Annotated in this window: 18 protein-coding genes; 7 read left to right on the top strand and 11 right to left on the bottom strand. The window is 33.2% G+C overall.

The features are described 5' to 3' along the window. Positions 1 to 26: 26 nt before the first annotated feature. Complete coding sequence (locus HA140_RS09150; RefSeq protein ID WP_209040781.1) at positions 27 to 590, top strand: RNA helicase; 564 nt, start codon at positions 27 to 29, stop codon at positions 588 to 590. Here HA140_RS09150 and HA140_RS09145 read toward each other — a convergent pair. The 5 genes from HA140_RS09145 to HA140_RS09125 are packed head-to-tail and all read right to left on the bottom strand — an operon-like array spanning position 570 to position 6,029. Further along, positions 570 to 1,145 (bottom strand): chorismate lyase, encoded by a 576-nt coding sequence (locus HA140_RS09145; RefSeq protein WP_209040836.1) that lies wholly within the window; start codon positions 1,143 to 1,145, stop codon positions 570 to 572. The genes HA140_RS09150 and HA140_RS09145 overlap by 21 nt on opposite strands. 48 nt (positions 1,146 to 1,193) lie before the next feature. Further along, a complete protein-coding gene (mnmG, locus tag HA140_RS09140; RefSeq protein ID WP_209040780.1) occupies positions 1,194 to 3,161 on the bottom strand; it encodes a tRNA uridine-5-carboxymethylaminomethyl(34) synthesis enzyme MnmG in 1,968 nt (655 codons plus the stop codon). A gap of 12 nt (positions 3,162 to 3,173) precedes the next feature. After that, on the bottom strand, positions 3,174 to 4,556 hold the full coding sequence (dnaB, locus tag HA140_RS09135; protein WP_025891221.1) for a replicative DNA helicase: 1,383 nt from the start codon (positions 4,554 to 4,556) through the stop codon (positions 3,174 to 3,176). A 58-nt stretch (positions 4,557 to 4,614) separates the two neighbouring features. Continuing rightward, entirely contained in the window at positions 4,615 to 5,070 is a 456-nt protein-coding gene (rplI, locus tag HA140_RS09130; protein WP_025895206.1) for a 50S ribosomal protein L9, read from the bottom strand. 20 nt (positions 5,071 to 5,090) lie between these two features. Continuing rightward, positions 5,091 to 6,029 (bottom strand): acyl-CoA desaturase, encoded by a 939-nt coding sequence (locus HA140_RS09125; protein ID WP_209040779.1) that lies wholly within the window; start codon positions 6,027 to 6,029, stop codon positions 5,091 to 5,093. A gap of 75 nt (positions 6,030 to 6,104) precedes the next feature. On the opposite strand from HA140_RS09125, the gene HA140_RS09120 reads away from it, so the two are divergent. From HA140_RS09120 to HA140_RS09100, 5 genes are all read left to right on the top strand, one after another. Then, the gene (locus HA140_RS09120) at positions 6,105 to 6,803 is read left to right on the top strand and encodes a hypothetical protein (protein ID WP_209040778.1); all 699 of its coding nucleotides are present in this window, start codon (positions 6,105 to 6,107) and stop codon (positions 6,801 to 6,803) included. Positions 6,804 to 6,821: 18 nt separating this feature from the next. Continuing rightward, a complete protein-coding gene (locus HA140_RS09115) occupies positions 6,822 to 8,114 on the top strand; it encodes an aminotransferase class I/II-fold pyridoxal phosphate-dependent enzyme (protein ID WP_209040777.1) in 1,293 nt (430 codons plus the stop codon). A gap of 2 nt (positions 8,115 to 8,116) precedes the next feature. Then, complete coding sequence (gene gcvH / locus HA140_RS09110; RefSeq protein ID WP_209040776.1) at positions 8,117 to 8,506, top strand: glycine cleavage system protein GcvH; 390 nt, start codon at positions 8,117 to 8,119, stop codon at positions 8,504 to 8,506. A 45-nt stretch (positions 8,507 to 8,551) separates the two neighbouring features. After that, positions 8,552 to 11,458, top strand: a complete 2,907-nt coding sequence (gene gcvP, locus HA140_RS09105) for an aminomethyl-transferring glycine dehydrogenase (RefSeq protein WP_209040775.1) — start codon at positions 8,552 to 8,554, stop codon at positions 11,456 to 11,458. 129 nt (positions 11,459 to 11,587) lie between these two features. Continuing rightward, positions 11,588 to 11,836: a hypothetical protein gene (locus tag HA140_RS09100; RefSeq protein ID WP_209040774.1), complete on the top strand. Its 249-nt coding sequence runs from the start codon at positions 11,588 to 11,590 to the stop codon at positions 11,834 to 11,836. A gap of 12 nt (positions 11,837 to 11,848) precedes the next feature. Here the strand turns inward: HA140_RS09100 and HA140_RS09095 are convergent, their stop codons facing one another. The 6 genes from HA140_RS09095 to rpmI form a co-directional block, all read right to left on the bottom strand. Then, complete coding sequence (locus tag HA140_RS09095) at positions 11,849 to 12,982, bottom strand: glycosyltransferase family 4 protein (RefSeq protein ID WP_209040773.1); 1,134 nt, start codon at positions 12,980 to 12,982, stop codon at positions 11,849 to 11,851. 26 nt (positions 12,983 to 13,008) lie between these two features. Then, positions 13,009 to 14,202, bottom strand: coding sequence for an NAD-dependent epimerase/dehydratase family protein (locus HA140_RS09090; protein ID WP_209040772.1), 1,194 nt, complete (start codon positions 14,200 to 14,202; stop codon positions 13,009 to 13,011). A gap of 171 nt (positions 14,203 to 14,373) precedes the next feature. Next, entirely contained in the window at positions 14,374 to 15,168 is a 795-nt protein-coding gene (locus HA140_RS09085) for a thiazole synthase (protein WP_209040771.1), read from the bottom strand. 2 nt (positions 15,169 to 15,170) lie between these two features. Continuing rightward, complete coding sequence (locus tag HA140_RS09080) at positions 15,171 to 15,728, bottom strand: tetratricopeptide repeat protein (protein WP_209040770.1); 558 nt, start codon at positions 15,726 to 15,728, stop codon at positions 15,171 to 15,173. Positions 15,729 to 15,764: 36 nt separating this feature from the next. Further along, a complete protein-coding gene (gene rplT / locus HA140_RS09075; RefSeq protein WP_025923700.1) occupies positions 15,765 to 16,112 on the bottom strand; it encodes a 50S ribosomal protein L20 in 348 nt (115 codons plus the stop codon). Positions 16,113 to 16,140: 28 nt separating this feature from the next. Further along, positions 16,141 to 16,338 carry a 50S ribosomal protein L35 gene (rpmI, locus tag HA140_RS09070; protein WP_002806185.1) on the bottom strand — a complete coding sequence of 66 codons (198 nt, stop codon included), beginning with the start codon at positions 16,336 to 16,338 and terminating at the stop codon, positions 16,141 to 16,143. Positions 16,339 to 16,429: 91 nt separating this feature from the next. Between rpmI and HA140_RS09065 the strand changes: the two genes are divergently transcribed. Further along, positions 16,430 to 17,968: a SpoIID/LytB domain-containing protein gene (locus tag HA140_RS09065; RefSeq protein WP_209040769.1), complete on the top strand. Its 1,539-nt coding sequence runs from the start codon at positions 16,430 to 16,432 to the stop codon at positions 17,966 to 17,968. Position 17,969 lies beyond the last annotated feature (1 nt).

The raw sequence follows: 17,969 nt of genomic DNA, 5'->3' as shown, positions 1-17,969 counted from the left end.
TTATATTTTAAAAAGAACAATAATTTATGGATTCAAGGAGAATTAGAAATCTTAGAAATAGTTTTGATAGAAATATTGTTGATAAACAAGTTGATAAAATTTTTGAAACTGGAAGACAATTCGTTGATGGAGTATCTGGTGCTAGGCCTGGTAAAAGAAAGAACTCAGATTTTCAAGGTATAACAAGTAAGAGTGTTAAAAAAGTAGGAAGATGGGTATCTGAAAAAGTGGATTTATTTTTTGATGAAGAAAATGATGATTGGAATGATGATAATTTTTATGATGATCAAAGCGATATTAAGACATTTTCCAGAGAATCAAATTCTTATGAATCTACTACACAGCATTCAAAAAGACCTTTAGAAGCAATATCTTTAAGGCAACCAAAAAATTTACAGACAAATGAGCAAAAAAAATTACCTTATGTGAAAGAGAGTAAGGACGAAGATTGGCCAGATGAAATGGATTTCAAAGTTGAAAGATGGCAAAGAGCTTCAGAAAATGAGAATAATACTTCTAGAGATCAATCAATCCAACAAGTTCAATCAAAATTAAGAAATCTTCCAAGATCAAGAAGAAGAAGAGTATAGTTTGGTAAATTCTTTAATTCCTGAATACCCCAGTAAATTTTCTAAATTTGGATTGAAAACTTCCCTTATAATTGTTAACGGTTTTTTGTCCCGAAAAAATCTGTAATTTCTTGACCAGAATGGACCTTTAAAGCAAAATTGATCTTCTAACCATTTTGCATTGACAAGTGAAATACGATCAACTTCTCTAAATAATTCTGATCTGTCTTGTGTCAAATTCTTCCAAATTGGCTCTTCTTTGGCTTTTAAATTTTCACTCACTTGATCTGCATTCCACCAACTTTCTGCCCATGCTAGGTTTTTATTATTACTTTTGATCCATACTTGTCTTCTAATTAAAGGGCCATTTAACTGATTCAATTCTGTAGGACCTTCTTGAGTGGATAGAGGATCTAATTGCATTGAAATTAATTTAATTTTTGTCTCTTGATTAGTTAAAAGCTGCAGATGTCTAGTTGGACTTCCATCCCCAAGCAGCATTAATTTCCATGGACCAGATATTTTTGGTAGTGAATTCTTCACTAAAAAAATAGAGGCTTTTTCTTCCCATAAAATTTTTGGAGAGTTAAAAAGTTTATTATTCAGTGCTCTGACGTAGTGCTTTTAAGATGATAACTTTTTTTCGGCAAAAATATTTGTCTTATCTTTTTTTATCTCTCTTATTTTTAGCCAAACAAGTAAAGCAGTTAAATCAGCTTTGCTAACCCCCGGAATTTTTGAAGCATCACCAAAATTTTTTGGCTTTATCTTATTCAAATTTTCTCTAGCTTCTAAAGATAATGTATCTATCTTTTCATAATTTATTTCTTCAGGCAGAGATTTATAGCTTTGACGATTTATTTGTTCAATGTTGTTTTTTTGTCTTTTAAGATAACCCTCGTATTTAATATCTATTTCAACACCTTCTTGTATTGAAGAATCTATATTTTTTTCAGCCAAATTATATTTAATTAAATCTGAATAATGAAAGTTTGGTCTTTTTAAGAGTTCTTTCAAAGTTGTTGAGCCTTTGATTTTTGATCCCGTGGCTAATTCTAGTTTTTCTGATATTTCATCCGTGTTTTTTAAACGAGTGTTTTTTAATCTTAATTTCTCTTCTTCAAGGAGTTTCATTTTTTCTTGATAGACCGACCATCTTTTGTCATCAATTAGCCCTATTTCATAACCTAGTGGGGTTAATCGTCTATCTGCATTATCTCCTCTAAGGGTCAACCTGTATTCACTCCTACTAGTAAGAACTCTATATGGTTCTTTGAGATCTTTGGTAATTAAATCATTGATCATTGTGCCTATATAGCTGCTTTCTCTAGAGAAGATTATTGGATCTTTTTTGTTTAGTCTTCTTGTCGCATTGACTCCGGCTACTAATCCTTGTGCTGCTGCTTCTTCATAACCAGTAGTTCCATTAATTTGTCCAGCGCTAAATAAATATTCAATTTCTTTGGTTTCGAGTGATGTTTGGAGTTGTGTTGCAGGTATATAGTCATACTCGACAGCATAAGCTGGTCGCAACATTTTACATTCATTTAATCCAGGTAAGGTTCTTAGAAGTTCTAATTGAATATTTTCAGGTAAACCTGTAGAGAATCCTTGAACATATATTTCAGGGGTATTAATTCCTTCTGGTTCTAAGAAAATTTGATGTGATTCTTTATCAGCAAATTTAACGATTTTATCTTCAATTGATGGACAATATCTTGGCCCCTTACTATCAATAAAACCGCCGTAAATGGGAGTTAAATGTAAATTGTCTCGAATTAGTTGATGTGTTTTGGGAGTTGTTCTAGTGATATGACAACTAACTTGGGGCATATTATTTTTGATATCTGGATCAAACGAAAAATATTTATCTGCTGCAGTACTTGGTTGAATATCTAATTCATCAAAAACGATACTTCTTTTATCAACTCTTGCTGGAGTCCCTGTTTTTAAACGTTCTGTTTTGATACCAATTTCGTGCAAATTTTGAGTGAGACCTTTTGCTGCTTGTTCGCCCGATCTACCAGCTGACATTGATTTATTTCCTATCCATATTCTTCCTTCTAAGAACGTACCAGCTGTAATGATTACTGATCTTGCTGAATAATAACTACCAAAGAAAGTCTTTACACCCTTTATTCTTTTTTTGACGATTTTTTTTGAGTTTAATCCAATTTCTTCAGTTTTTCCGATATCTAGTTCAGTAATCATTGCTTCTTTTAATGATAAATTATCTGTATTTTGTAGTATTTCTATCATCTTTTTTGAGTATTCTCTTTTATCTGTCTGAGCTCTTAATGCCCATACAGCAGGACCTCTACTCGCATTTAATATTCTTTTTTGTATAGCTGTCTTATCAGCTAATTTACCAATAATTCCACCTAATGCATCAACTTCATGTACCAACTGACTTTTTGCCGGGCCGCCAACAGCAGGGTTGCATGGTTGCCAGGCAATCCTATCTAAATTGATTGTAAATAAGGCTGTAGAAAATCCTAATTTTGCTGTTGTTATAGCGGCTTCGCATCCTGCATGACCTCCACCAATAACGATGACATCAAAAGATTCATTTGTTGAGTGATGATCTTGCATTTTAGGATCGATTTAATTAGCTAAATTCCTAAATCTCGTAAATTGAGGTTCAAATAATAATTTAACAGTTCCTACGGGTCCATTTCTATGTTTAGTGACAATGATTTCTGTAATTCCTCTATCTTCAGTCTCTGGATTATAGTATTCGTCTCTATAAATCATTAATACTAAATCTGCGTCTTGTTCAATAGATCCCGATTCTCTTAAATCGCTTAACATTGGCCTTTTATTTGTTCTAGATTCTACTCCTCTACTAAGCTGAGATAAAGCTACTACTGGTACTTTTAATTCTCTGGCCATGCTTTTAAGACCTCTTGTTATTCGTGAAAGTTCTTGCACTCTGTTATCAGGGGTTGATCCTTCCATTAACTGGAGGTAATCAATCACAATTAATCCAAGTTCTTTTTTTTGTTCAGCTATTAATCTTCTGCAGAGAGATCTCATCTCTAAAACACTTAAGTTAGGCTTGTCATCTATAAAAATTGGTAATTGACCTAATGAATTGATACCTTCTCCGAGCAATGGCCATTCATCTTGCTGTAATCTGCCTGTTCTTAGCCTGCCACTCTCGATTCCAACTTCCATAGAGAGCAATCTATATGTCAATTGTTCTTTACTCATTTCAAGGCTAAAAACACACACAGGTAAATCTTGCGATTGTGCAACATTTTTTGCCAGATTAAGAACTATTGAAGTTTTACCCATTGAAGGTCTTCCAGCAACAATTATTAAATCACTTCTTTGAAAACCTTGAGTCATCGCATCAAGGTCATAGAAATTTACTGGTATACCAGCTACTGAAGTACCTAATGATCTTGACTCTATTTCATTGAAAGTACTTGTAAGGATTTCAGCTGCTTGAGTCAGGCCTTTTGAAGGTTTTTCTTGGCTGATTTCAAATATTTTTTGCTCTGCTTTATCTAGAACTTCATTAGTATCTTGAGTTTGATCAAAACCTAGTTGAACCACTTCATTCCCAGATCTGATAAGTTGCCTTCTCATGAATTTATCGTTAATTAAATTAGCAACTTGTTCTATGGAGGCTGTAGAGGAAACATTTTCAACTAGTTCTACCAGTTTGCTGTTTCCTCCAATTTTTTCTAGTGATCCATTATCTGCTAACCAAGCACTCATTGACGTTAAATCAGTTGGTTTACCCTGGGTATGCAACATTAATGCTGTTCTATAAATCTCTTGATGGGCATTTATATAAAAAGCTTCAGGTTTAATTAAGTCTGCAATTCTTCCGATCGCATCTGGATCAAGAAGTATGCCCCCAAGAACAGCTTCCTCTGCTTGAACGTTTTGAGGAGGTACTAATCCAGAGTTTTCACTATTAAAATCCTTTTTAAAATTTTTATTTTGCCCATTATTTGGAAAAGGTACTGAAACCATATCTTTAATTGCTTAGATATATACTCTGGCTACTTTTCAAAATATTGCAACAAATTAATTAACTTGTTACTTCAATATTTACTTCTGCATTTACTTCTGGATGTAATTTTATTTTTGCAGTAAAGGAACCTAAATTATGAATATCAGGAACTGTGATGTTTCTCCTATCAATTTCTTTTTTAGTTGCCGCTTCTATCGCTTCGGCAACATCCCCATTGGTAACCGTTCCAAAAAGGACTCCATCTTCTCCAACCTGTTTTTTGATAGTGAACCTTCCTATTGTAGATAATGCAGTTTGGAAATCTAAAGCTTCTTGCTTTAATTTATCAGCAGCGATTTTTTCTTTTTCTTTTTTCCTTTCAATTTGTTTAAGTACTGCTGGTGTTACATTCATTGCCTTGCCATAAGGTAATAGAAAATTTCTTGCGTATCCTGGTGCTACATCAACTAGATCTCCTTCTTTACCTAGTGATGCGATTGATTCAGTTAATGCGACTTGTACTCTTTTAGCCATGAAAATATTGAACAATATAGTTAATAATACGACCTGGAGGGTAACTTTACTTTTTTTGCAAAACCAAATTTCGCAAGAATCTTAATATGTTCCCATGTTATGTCTATCTGTCCTTTAAATAATCCTTGTTTTGCCGAATTGGGAAATGCATGATGGTTATTATGCCAACCTTCTCCAAATGTTAATGCAGCAACCCATGCATTGTTTTTAGATGAATCACCGCTTTCAAAAGGTGCTTTACCCCAACAATGTGTCGCGGAGTTGACTAGCCATGTTACGTGATAAACAACCACAAGCCTTAATGGAATTCCCCAAAGGACTAGAGCCCATCCTCCAACTCCTAATTTTTGACCTATTGCGTATAATGAAAGCCCAATAGGAATTTGTAAGAATAAAAAATATTTATTTAAAAATCTATAATATGGATCCTTGATTAAATCAGCACTTAGTTTTGGAACAGCTTTTAGTGCTTCTACGTCTTTAAACATCCAACCCATATGACTCCACCAAAACCCTTTTTTACTATTGTGATGATCTACTTCAGTGTCTGAAAAAGAGTGGTGATGTCTATGTAAACCTACCCAATCTATTGGTCCATGCTGGCAACTTATGGCTCCACAGGTAGCAAAAAATCTTTCTAACCATCTTGGTACAATGAACGATCTGTGTGATAACAATCTGTGATATCCAAGGGTAACTCCTAAACAAGCAGTTACCCAGTAAAAAAATAATAATGAAGTGACTGCAGGGAGACTCCAGAATTTTGGTTGTATAGCGACAAGAGAAAGAATATGAATTGCAATCATAAAAACTATTGTTCCCCACGTTTTATGTAGTCTTGGAGGATATCTTTTTGAATGACTGGAAGGTTCTAGTAATTTCTCTGAGAGTTCTATAACTTTTTCAGCTGGAACAGGTTTTTTTAATTTTGCTGTTTCTTGGAAAATTACTGAATTCATGATATTGAAATACTATTTTCAAAATTACCGATATGTAATATTATCATACTATACTATTGATAAGTTTAATTATCTGTGAGTCTCGGATATCGCGATAAATTATCTAGAGGTCGAAGGGCTATGGCTCATTTGATACACCTCTGGCATGAAAGAAATGGTTGGTCTCACAGAGTATTACCATTACTTTCAGAAGTTCTTGATTTAGGTAAAGTTCATAATTCGCAAATTTCTAATCTCAGGAATGGGAAGTTATCTTCGCCAGGTCCTGAAGTTTTTCTTGCTCTAGCTCAAGTTAATACGATTCTTGATCAAGGTATTGAAAATATCAGGGATCGTTTTGAAAGTGATTACCCAGAGTTATGGAAATCTTTGGAAGAGTCTGCATTACCCCTACAAAATGATTCTGGTAATCCATTGTCGGCCGGGGAGTTATTCGAGATATTTTCAGGATTAAAACCTCTACCTTCATCTTTTGACTGGTACATTGAAGATGAAGAAGCTTCTGCTTTAAGTGATGCTCTTTCAGTGCATTTTTGTCAGAATAAGGCTTGGAGATCATGTAAAATGCAGGTAATGGAAGCCTATGCTGTTAATAAATCTGCCCGTAGAGAACGTTTTGCTGAGGTAATTGCAGGAATTAGAGATTATACGGCAGAAGAATTAGATGGAGAACTTCTTGATTTATATGAGGCTTCAAAAAAACTTTCTTATTTTCAGGGTAGAGGACCTAATGCTTTCCTCGCAGAATTAAGAAATTTAGCTTCTCAAAAATAAGATGAATTTTCATAATAAATGACTTTAGACAATAACTTAAAATTGGCTGAAAACGCTGTTTTTTCTGTCGAAGAGAGTTTAAGTAATGTTTTCCAAGCAAGGTCTAATCAGGTTTTCCAGAAATTAGAAAATATTTTGACAATTTATAAGGAAGAAAAAGTTTCTACTAGTCATTTCAATCAATCTTCTGGTAGTGGTCATAATGATATATCTAGAGAAAAAATTGATGCGGTTTTTGCAAGATTGTTTCTTGCTGAAAAGGCTGCTGTGAGGATGCAATTTGTAAGTGGAACGCATGCAATAAGTTCTGTCTTATTTGGAATTCTTCGACCTGGAGATGTAATGTTATCTCTTACTGGACAACCATATGACACTTTAGAAGAAGTCATAGGAATAAGGGGAGGAGGAAAAGGCTCACTTAAAGATTTTGATATTGAATATAAGCAAATAAATATTTGCGATAATTTTGATACTTTTGAAGAAAAAATTGTTCATTCTTTTGAAGAAAATTCATGCAAATTAGTATTTATACAAAAAAGTTGTGGATATAGTTGGAGAAAGTCTCTTACGAATCATCAGATAGAGAAAATTTGTAGTTTTATTCATTCTCTTGATCCAAATTGTATATGTTTTGTTGATAACTGTTATGGGGAGCTTGTTGAAGATAGTGAACCAATTTCTAAAGGGGCAAATATAATTGCTGGATCTCTGATTAAAAATTTGGGAGGAACAATCGTTCCAACTGGTGGCTACGTTGCAGGAGATGCAGAGTTGGTTGAGATGGCATGCTCTAGATTAACCTCACCAGGCATTGGTTCTTCTGGAGGAATAAATTTTGGACTAGGAAGATTAATTTTGCAGGGTTTGTTTTTAGCACCACAAATTGTTCACGAATCACTAAAAGGTGCTGATATGGTTGCAGCAGTCTTTAAAAATTTGGGATTCAAGGTTTTACCAGAGCCAGCTACTTATAGATCTGATCTTATTCAGTCAGTAAGATTGAATAATCCTGATTTGGTACAAAAAGTTTGTCAATCTTTTCAAAATTCTTCACCAGTAGATTCTTTTCTGAATGTTGTCCCATCATCAATGGATGGATATGATTCAAAATTATTAATGGCAGGAGGCACCTTTATTGAAGGTAGTACAAGTGAATTTTCTGCTGATGCCCCTCTAAGAGATCCTTACAATATTTTTGTTCAAGGTGGTTCTCACATAGCTCACATCAAAATTGCATTAATTCGATTATTATCTGAATTATTAGAGGAAAAATTAATTTCAAAGGATTCTCTACTTCCTTTATCTACTTAGTTATGTCTTACAAGTTTCCAGACAACCTCAACTATGCTGACACTCATGAATATGTCTTGGAAGAAAATGGATTATTAAAAATTGGAGTTAGTGAATTCGCTATAGATCAATTAGGAGATATTGTTTTTGTTGAATTAGCTGATGAAGGGGTGACTTTAGAGAAAGGCGAGACTTTTGGAACAATAGAATCAGTTAAGGCCGTAGAGGAAGTCTATCTGCCTTTTTCAGGGGAAATAGTATCTGTAAATGAAAGTGTTATTGAGAACCCTGAGCTTTTACAGAATGATCCGATTGGAGACGGTTGGTTAGTCATTTTGAAACCAGAATCAAAAGCATCAATTGCTGATTTGATGACTTCTGAGGAATATCAATCAAAGGTTGTACCAAAATAAGCCAAACTTTTTAAAAAGAGCTATTTTAAAGAAAAATAATTCAATATGACATCCAAATTTGGGTCTGATTCGTTTATAGATAGGCATCTTGGGCTAGGAGATAATGATGAAAGAATTATGCTGAACAAGCTTGGTTTAAATAATATTGATCAATTTATAAATCTAGTTATTCCTGAAGATATTCAGCTTAAAGATAAATCTTCAGAAATATTGCCCCAAGGTTGTTCGGAAATTGAGGCTTTAAACGAATTAGAAGAGATTGCGAATAAAAATACTAAAATGAGATCACTTATAGGCCTTGGTTATTATGACAATCATATGCCTAAAGTAATCCAAAGACATGTTCTTGAAAATCCAAGGTGGTACACGTCTTATACTCCATATCAAGCAGAAATTGCACAAGGAAGATTAGAAGCTCTATTTAATTTTCAGACTATTGTTTGTGAACTAACAGGATTCCCTGTGGCCAATGCATCTTTGTTGGATGAGGGTACTGCTGCAGCAGAAGCAATGGCCATGAGTTTTTCCGCAAGAAAAAATAAATCTTCAAAAGTGTACTTAGTGGAGTCAAATGTTTTTGATCATACTTTTAATGTTCTACAAACCAGAGCAAAACCTTTGGGAATATCCTTAAAACGCTTTACTCAAAGCAACCTTCCTAATCATGAAGATGTTTTTGGAATGTTGTTGCAATTACCCGGTAAAAATGGACAATTATATGATCCTACATTCTTAATATCCCAAGCACATAGATCAGAAATTATTGTTACTGCATGTATTGATCCACTGGCACAAGTTTTGATTAAACCAATTTCTGAATTTGGTGTTGATGTAGCAGTCGGAAGTATGCAAAGATTTGGTGTTCCGATGGGTTTTGGTGGCCCCCATGCGGCATATTTTGCTTGTAGCGAAAAATATAAAAGGCTAATACCCGGAAGAATAGTTGGGCAAACTCTATCTAAAAATGGAGAAAAGTCACTAAGACTAGCATTGCAAACAAGAGAGCAACATATTAGAAGGGAAAAAGCCACTAGTAATATTTGTACTGCTCAATCTTTGTTAGCCATAATTTCTTCTTTTTATGCTATTTATCATGGACCCTCTGGATTAACGCAAATTGCTAAGAGATTAGTTGAGTTGAGAATAAATCTAGAATCAAGTTTAGCTGCTTTAGGTTTTGATATCCCTGATGGGATTAGATTTGATAGTGTTGATGTTTATTCTATGCACTCCCAGAGGATCCATAATGAAGCTTTAAAAAATGGCTATAACCTAAGAATTTTGCCGTTGGGATCAACTATTGAAAATTCAACTGGCTTTGGGATCTCTTTAGATGAGCTTAGTAATGAAAAAGAAATAAAAGATATTTTGACTTTCATAGCAAATACTATAGAAAAAGAAGAAGATTTAGAGCATATAAAATTTGATAAAGAATTTCATCTTGAAAGCCTAGCTTTGAGATCCAGTGCATGGATGGAGCAAGATATATTCACAAATTACCAAAGTGAAACTGAATTAATGAGATATATATTCCGACTTGCAGAAAAAGATTTTTCTTTGGTAGATGGGATGATGCCACTGGGAAGCTGTACCATGAAGTTAAATTCTGCAGCAGAGTTAAATCCAGTCTCTTGGGCTAATTTATCTTCCATTCATCCTTTTTCTCCACCAGATCAAACTAAAGGCTATTCAAAAATTATATCTGACCTAGAAAAATGGATAAGTGAGATTGTTGGTTTAAAATCAGTTTCTTTTCAACCAAATGCAGGCTCTCAGGGAGAGTTTGCAGGTCTATTAGCAATAAATTCTTATTTTGAATCAAAAGGTGAACTGTTAAGAAAAAAATGTTTAATTCCAAAAAGTGCTCATGGAACAAATCCTGCTAGTGCAGTTATGGCAGGTTTTGAAGTTTTAACTGTTGAATGTGATGACGAAGGAAATATTGATTTTCAAGATTTGTCAATCAAGGTCAAGAAATTTGATAATCAAATAGGGGCTCTAATGTTGACTTATCCCTCTACTCATGGAGTTTTTGAATTACAAATCAGAAAGATATGTGATTTAATTCACTCTGTGGGAGGATTTGTCTATTTAGATGGGGCAAATTTGAACGCTCAGGTTGGATTATGTAAACCGGGGAATTATGGTGTTGATGTTTGTCATTTGAATTTACATAAAACATTCTGTATTCCACATGGAGGTGGTGGTCCAGGAGTAGGTCCAGTTGCTGCTTCAGAAACTTTAAGCCCATTTCTTCCTACTCATTCTTTAATGGATAATTTATCTATTAGTTCCAATTACGTATCTTCTGCCAAGCATGGTAGTGCAAGTATTCTTCCAATAAGTTGGATGTACATAAAAATGGCCGGTTTTAGTGGTTTAAGGAGAGCAACTGCACATGCAATTTTATCTGCAAATTATATTGCGCATTCTTTAAAGCATAAATTCAAGATTCTTTATAAAGGAAAAAATAATTTCGTCGCACATGAATGTATTTTAGATTTTAGGGATTTAAAATCCAAAACTGGTTTGAGTGTAAATGATTTAGCTAAACGATTAATAGATTATAGTTTTCATGCCCCAACTATAAGTTGGCCTGTTCCAGAGACGATAATGATAGAGCCTACTGAAAGTGAAAGTTTGGTTGAATTGGATAGATTTTGCGAGGCTATGCTATTGATTGGAGAAGAAATCAGCGAAATAGAAAAAAATGTTGCATTAAAGAATAATAATGTAATAAGTAACGCTCCCCATACGCTGAAAGAGTTAATTGCTGATAATTGGCATTATCCTTATTCAAAAGAAAAAGCTTCTTTTCCTTATAAAACTCCAACGACTATTAAGTTTTGGTCTTCAGTTTCTCGGATCAATAATGCATATGGTGATCGCAATTTAATTTGTTCTTGCAATGTAAATCAAGCTGAGACTTTCGAAGAAAAAAAATGTGCTTAAAGGACTAGCGTTCATTTAATTACTTAGTTATTATCAATGTGGATAAAAATTTAATATTTTCTTATAGAATTTTTTTAAATTTTTTTATTAAAATAATCGAGCATCAAATTTTTTGGGGTATTTGAAGCTATGACCAAAGATCTTAAATCTGGTAATGTTAAACATCTGCCAGTTAAAAATGTCGACTTACCAAATTTTGTCAATAATTTTTCAGGAGATAACTCAAATATTTGTGCTATAGAGGGAACTAACGTTATAAGAGTACCTTTCGGTAAAAAATTTTCAAAGAAAAAAAGACCTGAAAAGAATCAAAATATAGCTACATTAATATTGCCTCTAAGTTCTTATAGCAATCCTACTCCTCCAAACGTAGCGTAATTTGAATTAAATTTAATTTATCTCTTTGAGAGTATCTGAATAATAATTTTGCAGTTGTAATGTTGCTTGATTCCAATCCCATTTTTCTGCTTCGTTTCGTGCTTCTTTCCTCATAACTTCTCTTTTATCAGCATTCTCCAGAATTTTTTTTGTTGCTTCAATCAAACTTTGTTCCCCATTATCTTCTTCATCAGGATCGTATAAACAACCATTAATGCCATCGCTAATTATGTCTGGAATTCCTCCCTTGTTGGCCCCGATAACTGGACATCCCGCCGCCATTGCTTCTAGTAAAACCAATCCAAGAGTTTCTGTACTTGATGGAAACAAAAATATATCTCCAGATGCATATGCGCTAGCAAGTTCATCTCCAGATAAATATCCTATGAAATTAGTCTTGGTATTTTCGAATATTTTTTCAAGCTGGGTTCTATATGGTCCGTCACCTACAAGCGCTAGGCACGCATTAGGGATGCTTTCTAAGACTGGTTTAATTCTCTCAATTTGTTTTTCCGCAGATAATCTTCCTACATAAATCAATAGGTAATTAGCGTCTTGATATTTACCAAATAATTTTTCTCTCATTTTCTCACTCCGCAAATCTGGTCGGAAACTGTAAGTATCCACGCCTCGTTGCCATAGAGCAGTTCTTTGAATGCCTTTATCTTTTAATTCATTAACCATAGCAGTGGAGGTACATAAATTTAACAAGGCTTGATTATGAGCTGCTTTAAGTAATTCCCATAAAAGTGGCTCTAACATACCCATACCGTAATGTTCCAGATATTTTGGCAGGTGAGTATGGTAGCTAGCAATTAAAGGAATTTTGTTGGTTTTAGCCAACCATATGCCACCTAAGCCAAGCACAGCTGGATTAACAACATGTATTAAATCTGGGTTGAATTTTTCTAACTTGTCTGAAACAGCAGGGCCTGGTAAACCAAGTTTCAATTCTGGGTATAAGGGTAATGGCATTGCAGCAACTCCTACTACAGTTGCTCCCATATATGATTCTGGACACCCCTCTGGACAAAAAATTATAACTTCATCACCATTTTTTATTAAAAATTCAATCGTTTTAGTAAGTCTTGTGACTATGCCGTCAACTTTAGGTAAAAAAGTTTCAGTAAACAATGCAATTTTCACTTTCTTAGGTACCTATTTTAGAAATTTTAATTTGTCTTTATAGCCTCAGCTTGTTTTTTAGTCCAGGATGAAATACAAGGTATGCGCTTAAGATCACATCTATTGGAGTATTTTTTAGCAACTTCAACAACTTCTTCTAATAAGCCATTATCAAGAGTTGTTGGGTCTAAACCTAATTCTATAAAGCATTTATTATCAACAATTAGATCATTTTCTACCGCTTCATTCCTTGGATTTGGTAAATAATTGATATCAGCCCCTGTAAGGGAAGCAACTTTTTTTGCTAGTTCTCCAACTTGATGACTCTCAGTCATTTGATTAAAGATTTTGACTCTTTCTCCAGATTTTGGAGGATTTTCAAGAGCAAGTTGTACGCATTTTACAGAGTCTTTTATATGTATAAATGCTCTTGTTTGCCCTCCTGTTCCATGAACACTTAATGGATATCCAATTGCAGCTTGCATTAGAAATCTATTTAAAACAGTTCCATAATCTCCATCATAGTCAAATCGGTTTGTCAATCTAGGATCTTTTAAGGTTGCTTCTGTATTTGTTCCCCAAACAATGCCTTGATGTAGATCAGTGATCCTTACAAGATCATTTTTGTTGTAGTAAAGAAATAATAATTGATCTAAAGTTTTAGTCATATGGTAGACACTACCAGGACTTGCGGGGTGTAATATTTCTTCTTCAAAGCGACTTCCATCTGGTTGTGGAACTTCAACTTTTAGATAACCTTCTGGAATTGTTGCGCCTCTATGTGATCCATATCCGTAGACTCCCATTGTTCCTAAATGAACAACATGAATATCTAAATTACTCTCTACTATTGCAGCAAGAAGATTGTGAGTGCCATTAACGTTATTATCTACTGTATATCTTTTGGTAAAACTGGATTTCATTGAGTAAGGTGCTGCTCTTTGTTCTGCAAAATGGATCACGGAATCTGGTTTTTCATCAATGAGCAAATTGAGTAATTTTTGATATTGCTTAGAGATATCCATGTTAAGAAATCTCATAGGCTTACCTCCAATCTCTTTCCATGCAGAAAGCCGTTCTGTTATCGAAGCAATTGGAGTTAAAGATTCTACCTCTAGATCAATATCAATTTTTCTACGACTTAAGTTGTCGACAATAATTACATCATGATTTTGCTCTGCTAAATTCACCGCACAAGGCCAGCCGCAAAAACCATCTCCACCAAGAACAATAACTTTCACTCAGAACTCCAGAATTAATAGATTCATAATATATTTATTAAATTACTACAGCGTGCTTCCAATTTGCGAAAAAACATTGTAAATAGTTTCAAATCTTCTTTCTTAATTACGATAAATAAAATCAAATAATAAATTTTTACTATCTTTTTAAACTTTGCTCAATGAAAAGAATTAGATAGATATATTTTTTTCCGGTGAACTTGCTACTGCAAAGGCTTGTTTTTTAATCCTTCCTGCAAGAAAAGCTTGCCTGCCAGCTTTGACACCATAATTTATCGCTTGAGCCATTAGAGGAGGATTTTCAGCTTGTGCTATTGCACTATTTATTAAAACTCCATCAGCTCCAATTTCCATGGCTTGAGAAGCTTCACTAGGCACCCCAATTCCTGCGTCAATTATTACTGGCACTTTTGCATTCTCAATAATAATTCTTATATTTGATAGATTTAATAAACCTTGCCCAGAGCCTATAGGCGAGCCCAATGGCATTACAGTTGCACAACCTATTTCTTCTAGTCTTTTTGCAAGAATAGGATCTGCATTGATATAGGGAAGTACAGCAAAACCCTTTTTTATTAAAATTTCGGCCGCTTTAATTGTTTCTATTGGATCTGGTAGCAAATACTTTTTGTCAGGAATAACTTCTAATTTCACAAAATTATTTTCTTCTTGACCAGACAATTTTGCAAGTTCTCTACCCAAAATTGCTATTCTCACTGCCTCATCGGAATTCACACAACCAGCTGTATTAGGAAGCATCCAGTATTTTTTCCAGTTGATCTTTTCGAGTAAATTTTCTCCGCTCTGATCATTTTTAATTCTTCTAACAGCGACGGTTATAATTTCCGTTTCAGAATTTGACAAACTTTCTACCATATCTTGAGAAGATTTGTATTTGCCAGTTCCCACCATTAATCTACTGGAAAATTGTTTTCCACCAATTAGTAAAGAAGAATAATTTTCCATGTTTAGAATCCCTTATCTTTAATACCTTTATAAGGTTTATAATTATTTCTTTTTTCTAGCTCCTTACTTTTTTTAATTGCCGTTTTGTTTTTTGGATCTAAAACCAAAACCTTTTGATAAGTTGCATATGCCAAGTCGTACTCAAGTAAACGCTGTTGTGCTGATGCGAGGTTATTTAGGGCTATAGGATATTCTGGGAGTGCTTTTATTGCAGAGTTATAGTATTTAATTGCTTTCTTAAATTCATTTTGAGCGGCATAAGAGAAGCCTAAAGCATTATTTATTATCGCTTTGGCTTCATCAGGTTCATTTTCATAATTTTCAATTGCTTTTAAAAAAGTTTTAGTTGCTTCAGAATATAATCTTTTTTTTATCTGAATAGACCCAAATTCATATAATTCTGTAGCTTGAGTAAGAGAATCTAAACCTTTCTGCTCGAATTTTACTAAATTTAATTCTTCACTTCTTGTTTTTAGAAATTGTCTAAATACAAAAATAGAAATTATTATTAATACAACAAAGAGAATTATTAAATAAGATTGAAAGGAAGATATTTCCATTATTTATATTAACTTTTCTAGATTATATTCTTTTTTCTACTTACTAACGGAAGAAACAATTTTTTCAAAACACTTAGGGTCATTTAAGGCTAATTGAGCAAGCATTTTTCGATTGATGATAATTTCTGCATTTTTCATGCCATTTATCAACTTGCTGTAGTTTGTTCCGTTTATCCTCGCAGATGCGTTAATTCTAGAAATCCAAAGTCTTCTAAAATCTCTTTTTCTTCTTCTTCTATCCCTATAAGCATTACAAAGAGCTTTCATCACTCTTTGGTTTGCGGTTCTGAAAAGATTTTTGTTGCCTCCTCTAAAACCTTTTGCAAGATTTAGGATTTTGTTTCTTCTTTTTCTGGCTATGTTGCCTCTTTTTACGCGTGCCATGAATATCTAATAAAAATTGATTAAAGATTTATGCGTATGGAATCATTAATTTTACATTATCAGCATCTCTTTCATCAACTACGGCTTTTGTTGATAGATGTCTTTTTAATTTGGAGCTTTTATGATCAAGTAAATGATTATGGAAAGCTCTTCTCCTCATGAATTTACCCGTCGCAGTAGCTTTAAATCTTTTGGCAGCTGATTTACGAGTTTTTAGTTTAGACATTTAAGTCAAATGTGTTTAATTAGGATAATCTAAACCTTTATACGCATTGGTGCAAATTAAAGTTTTTAATTGAAAAGGAAAGTTCTAACTTATGAAACTTAAATTTGCCTTTTTAAACTTATTTTTAGGATGTATTTCTCTTTTATTAATAAACACTAAATCTAGTTCTTATGTAATGGCAGAAGAATTGGTTAAGGTTGAACTCAATAAAGAAATTAAAAAAGGAAAATTTTTAATTGGTTTAAGGCAATATCTTGGCGGGGAAAAAGATAGTTTTTCTAGGAAAAAGAATATTAGTTTTATAACTGATAAAGGGTTTTTAAACCTAATATCCTCCAACGGTATTAAATATAAATCGAAACATATAAATATTACTTGGGTGGATATACCCATCAAAAATCCAAAAATTATTGAAAGAATTGTTTTTGGTCCTTTTGCTAGTTATGAATCAGCAAAAAAACAAGCAGAGAATCTTAAAGATAAAGGATTCGAGACAACCGTTGCTTACCCTGAAAATTGGGAAGTATGGATTCCATTTGAAGAGGATCTGCCAGAATTTGAATTAAAAAATAAGATTTTCAGAAAAATAAACAATATTCAAATTACTCCTGCCATTAAAAGTGACTATGGTCTTATGAAACTAGAAGGGCCTATACACATTTATTCTGAAGAGGAAATAAAAATAAATGGTGTCACTTTTGGTAAAAATTTTTATTTAATAAAAGATTCATATGGAACTTGGACATTAGTTCAAAAAATTGATTTTGATGATTATTTGGTAGGTGTTTTGCCATACGAAATTGGACCGAATTCTCCTTTAGAAGCACTCAAGGCACAAGCAGTGATTGCAAGAACTTGGGGAATTTTTAATTCTGACAGATTTAAAATGGATAAATATCATTTATGCATAAGCACTCAATGCCAAGTTTATAAGCCTTCTAAAATTAAAAATAAAAAAGTACAAATAGCTATAGAAGCAACTTCAAATTTAATTCTCATGTATAAAAATCAACCAATCAATGCTTTTTACCATGGTTCTAATGGTGGTTTGTCAGCTACTGCAGGCGAATCTTGGCAAATTCAAGATTATTCTTATTTTAATTCAATCTTAGATGGTTCTAAATCATTAAATAAAATTTTTAAACTTCCAATAACAAGCAGATCTGATTTAAATGATTTATTAAATTTTGATAAAGAACAGTTTTATGGGAGTGATCATTCCCTTTTCCGATGGAATAAGAAAATTTCTAGTTTGGAAATTAAAGAAAAGTTAATTAAAAACAAACTTATAAACATTAATGAAAATGTTTTGGATATAAATTCTATCGAACGCGGGTCTAGTGGCAGAGTAACAAAAATGGAAATACAGACCAACAAAGTTAATAAATCTATTGTTTTAGTCAAAGATGATATTAGACGTGTATTAAGTTTTATACCTAGTAATTTATTTACTATTAATAAATTAAGTGATGATTTATGGCTTTTGAGAGGGGGAGGCTTCGGTCATGGTGTAGGTTTATCTCAGTCAGGAGCAATTGAAATGGCTAAATTAGGATTTTCTTATGAACAAATATTGAATCATTACTATCGAGGTACAAAACTAAAGAAAATTGAGATATTGTCTCAATGAA

Origin of the sequence: Prochlorococcus marinus CUG1417 (assembly GCF_017695975.1) — a bacterium.
GTDB lineage: Bacteria > Cyanobacteriota > Cyanobacteriia > PCC-6307 > Cyanobiaceae > Prochlorococcus_A > Prochlorococcus_A marinus_AG.
This window is presented reverse-complemented; position numbering and strand designations above follow the sequence as displayed.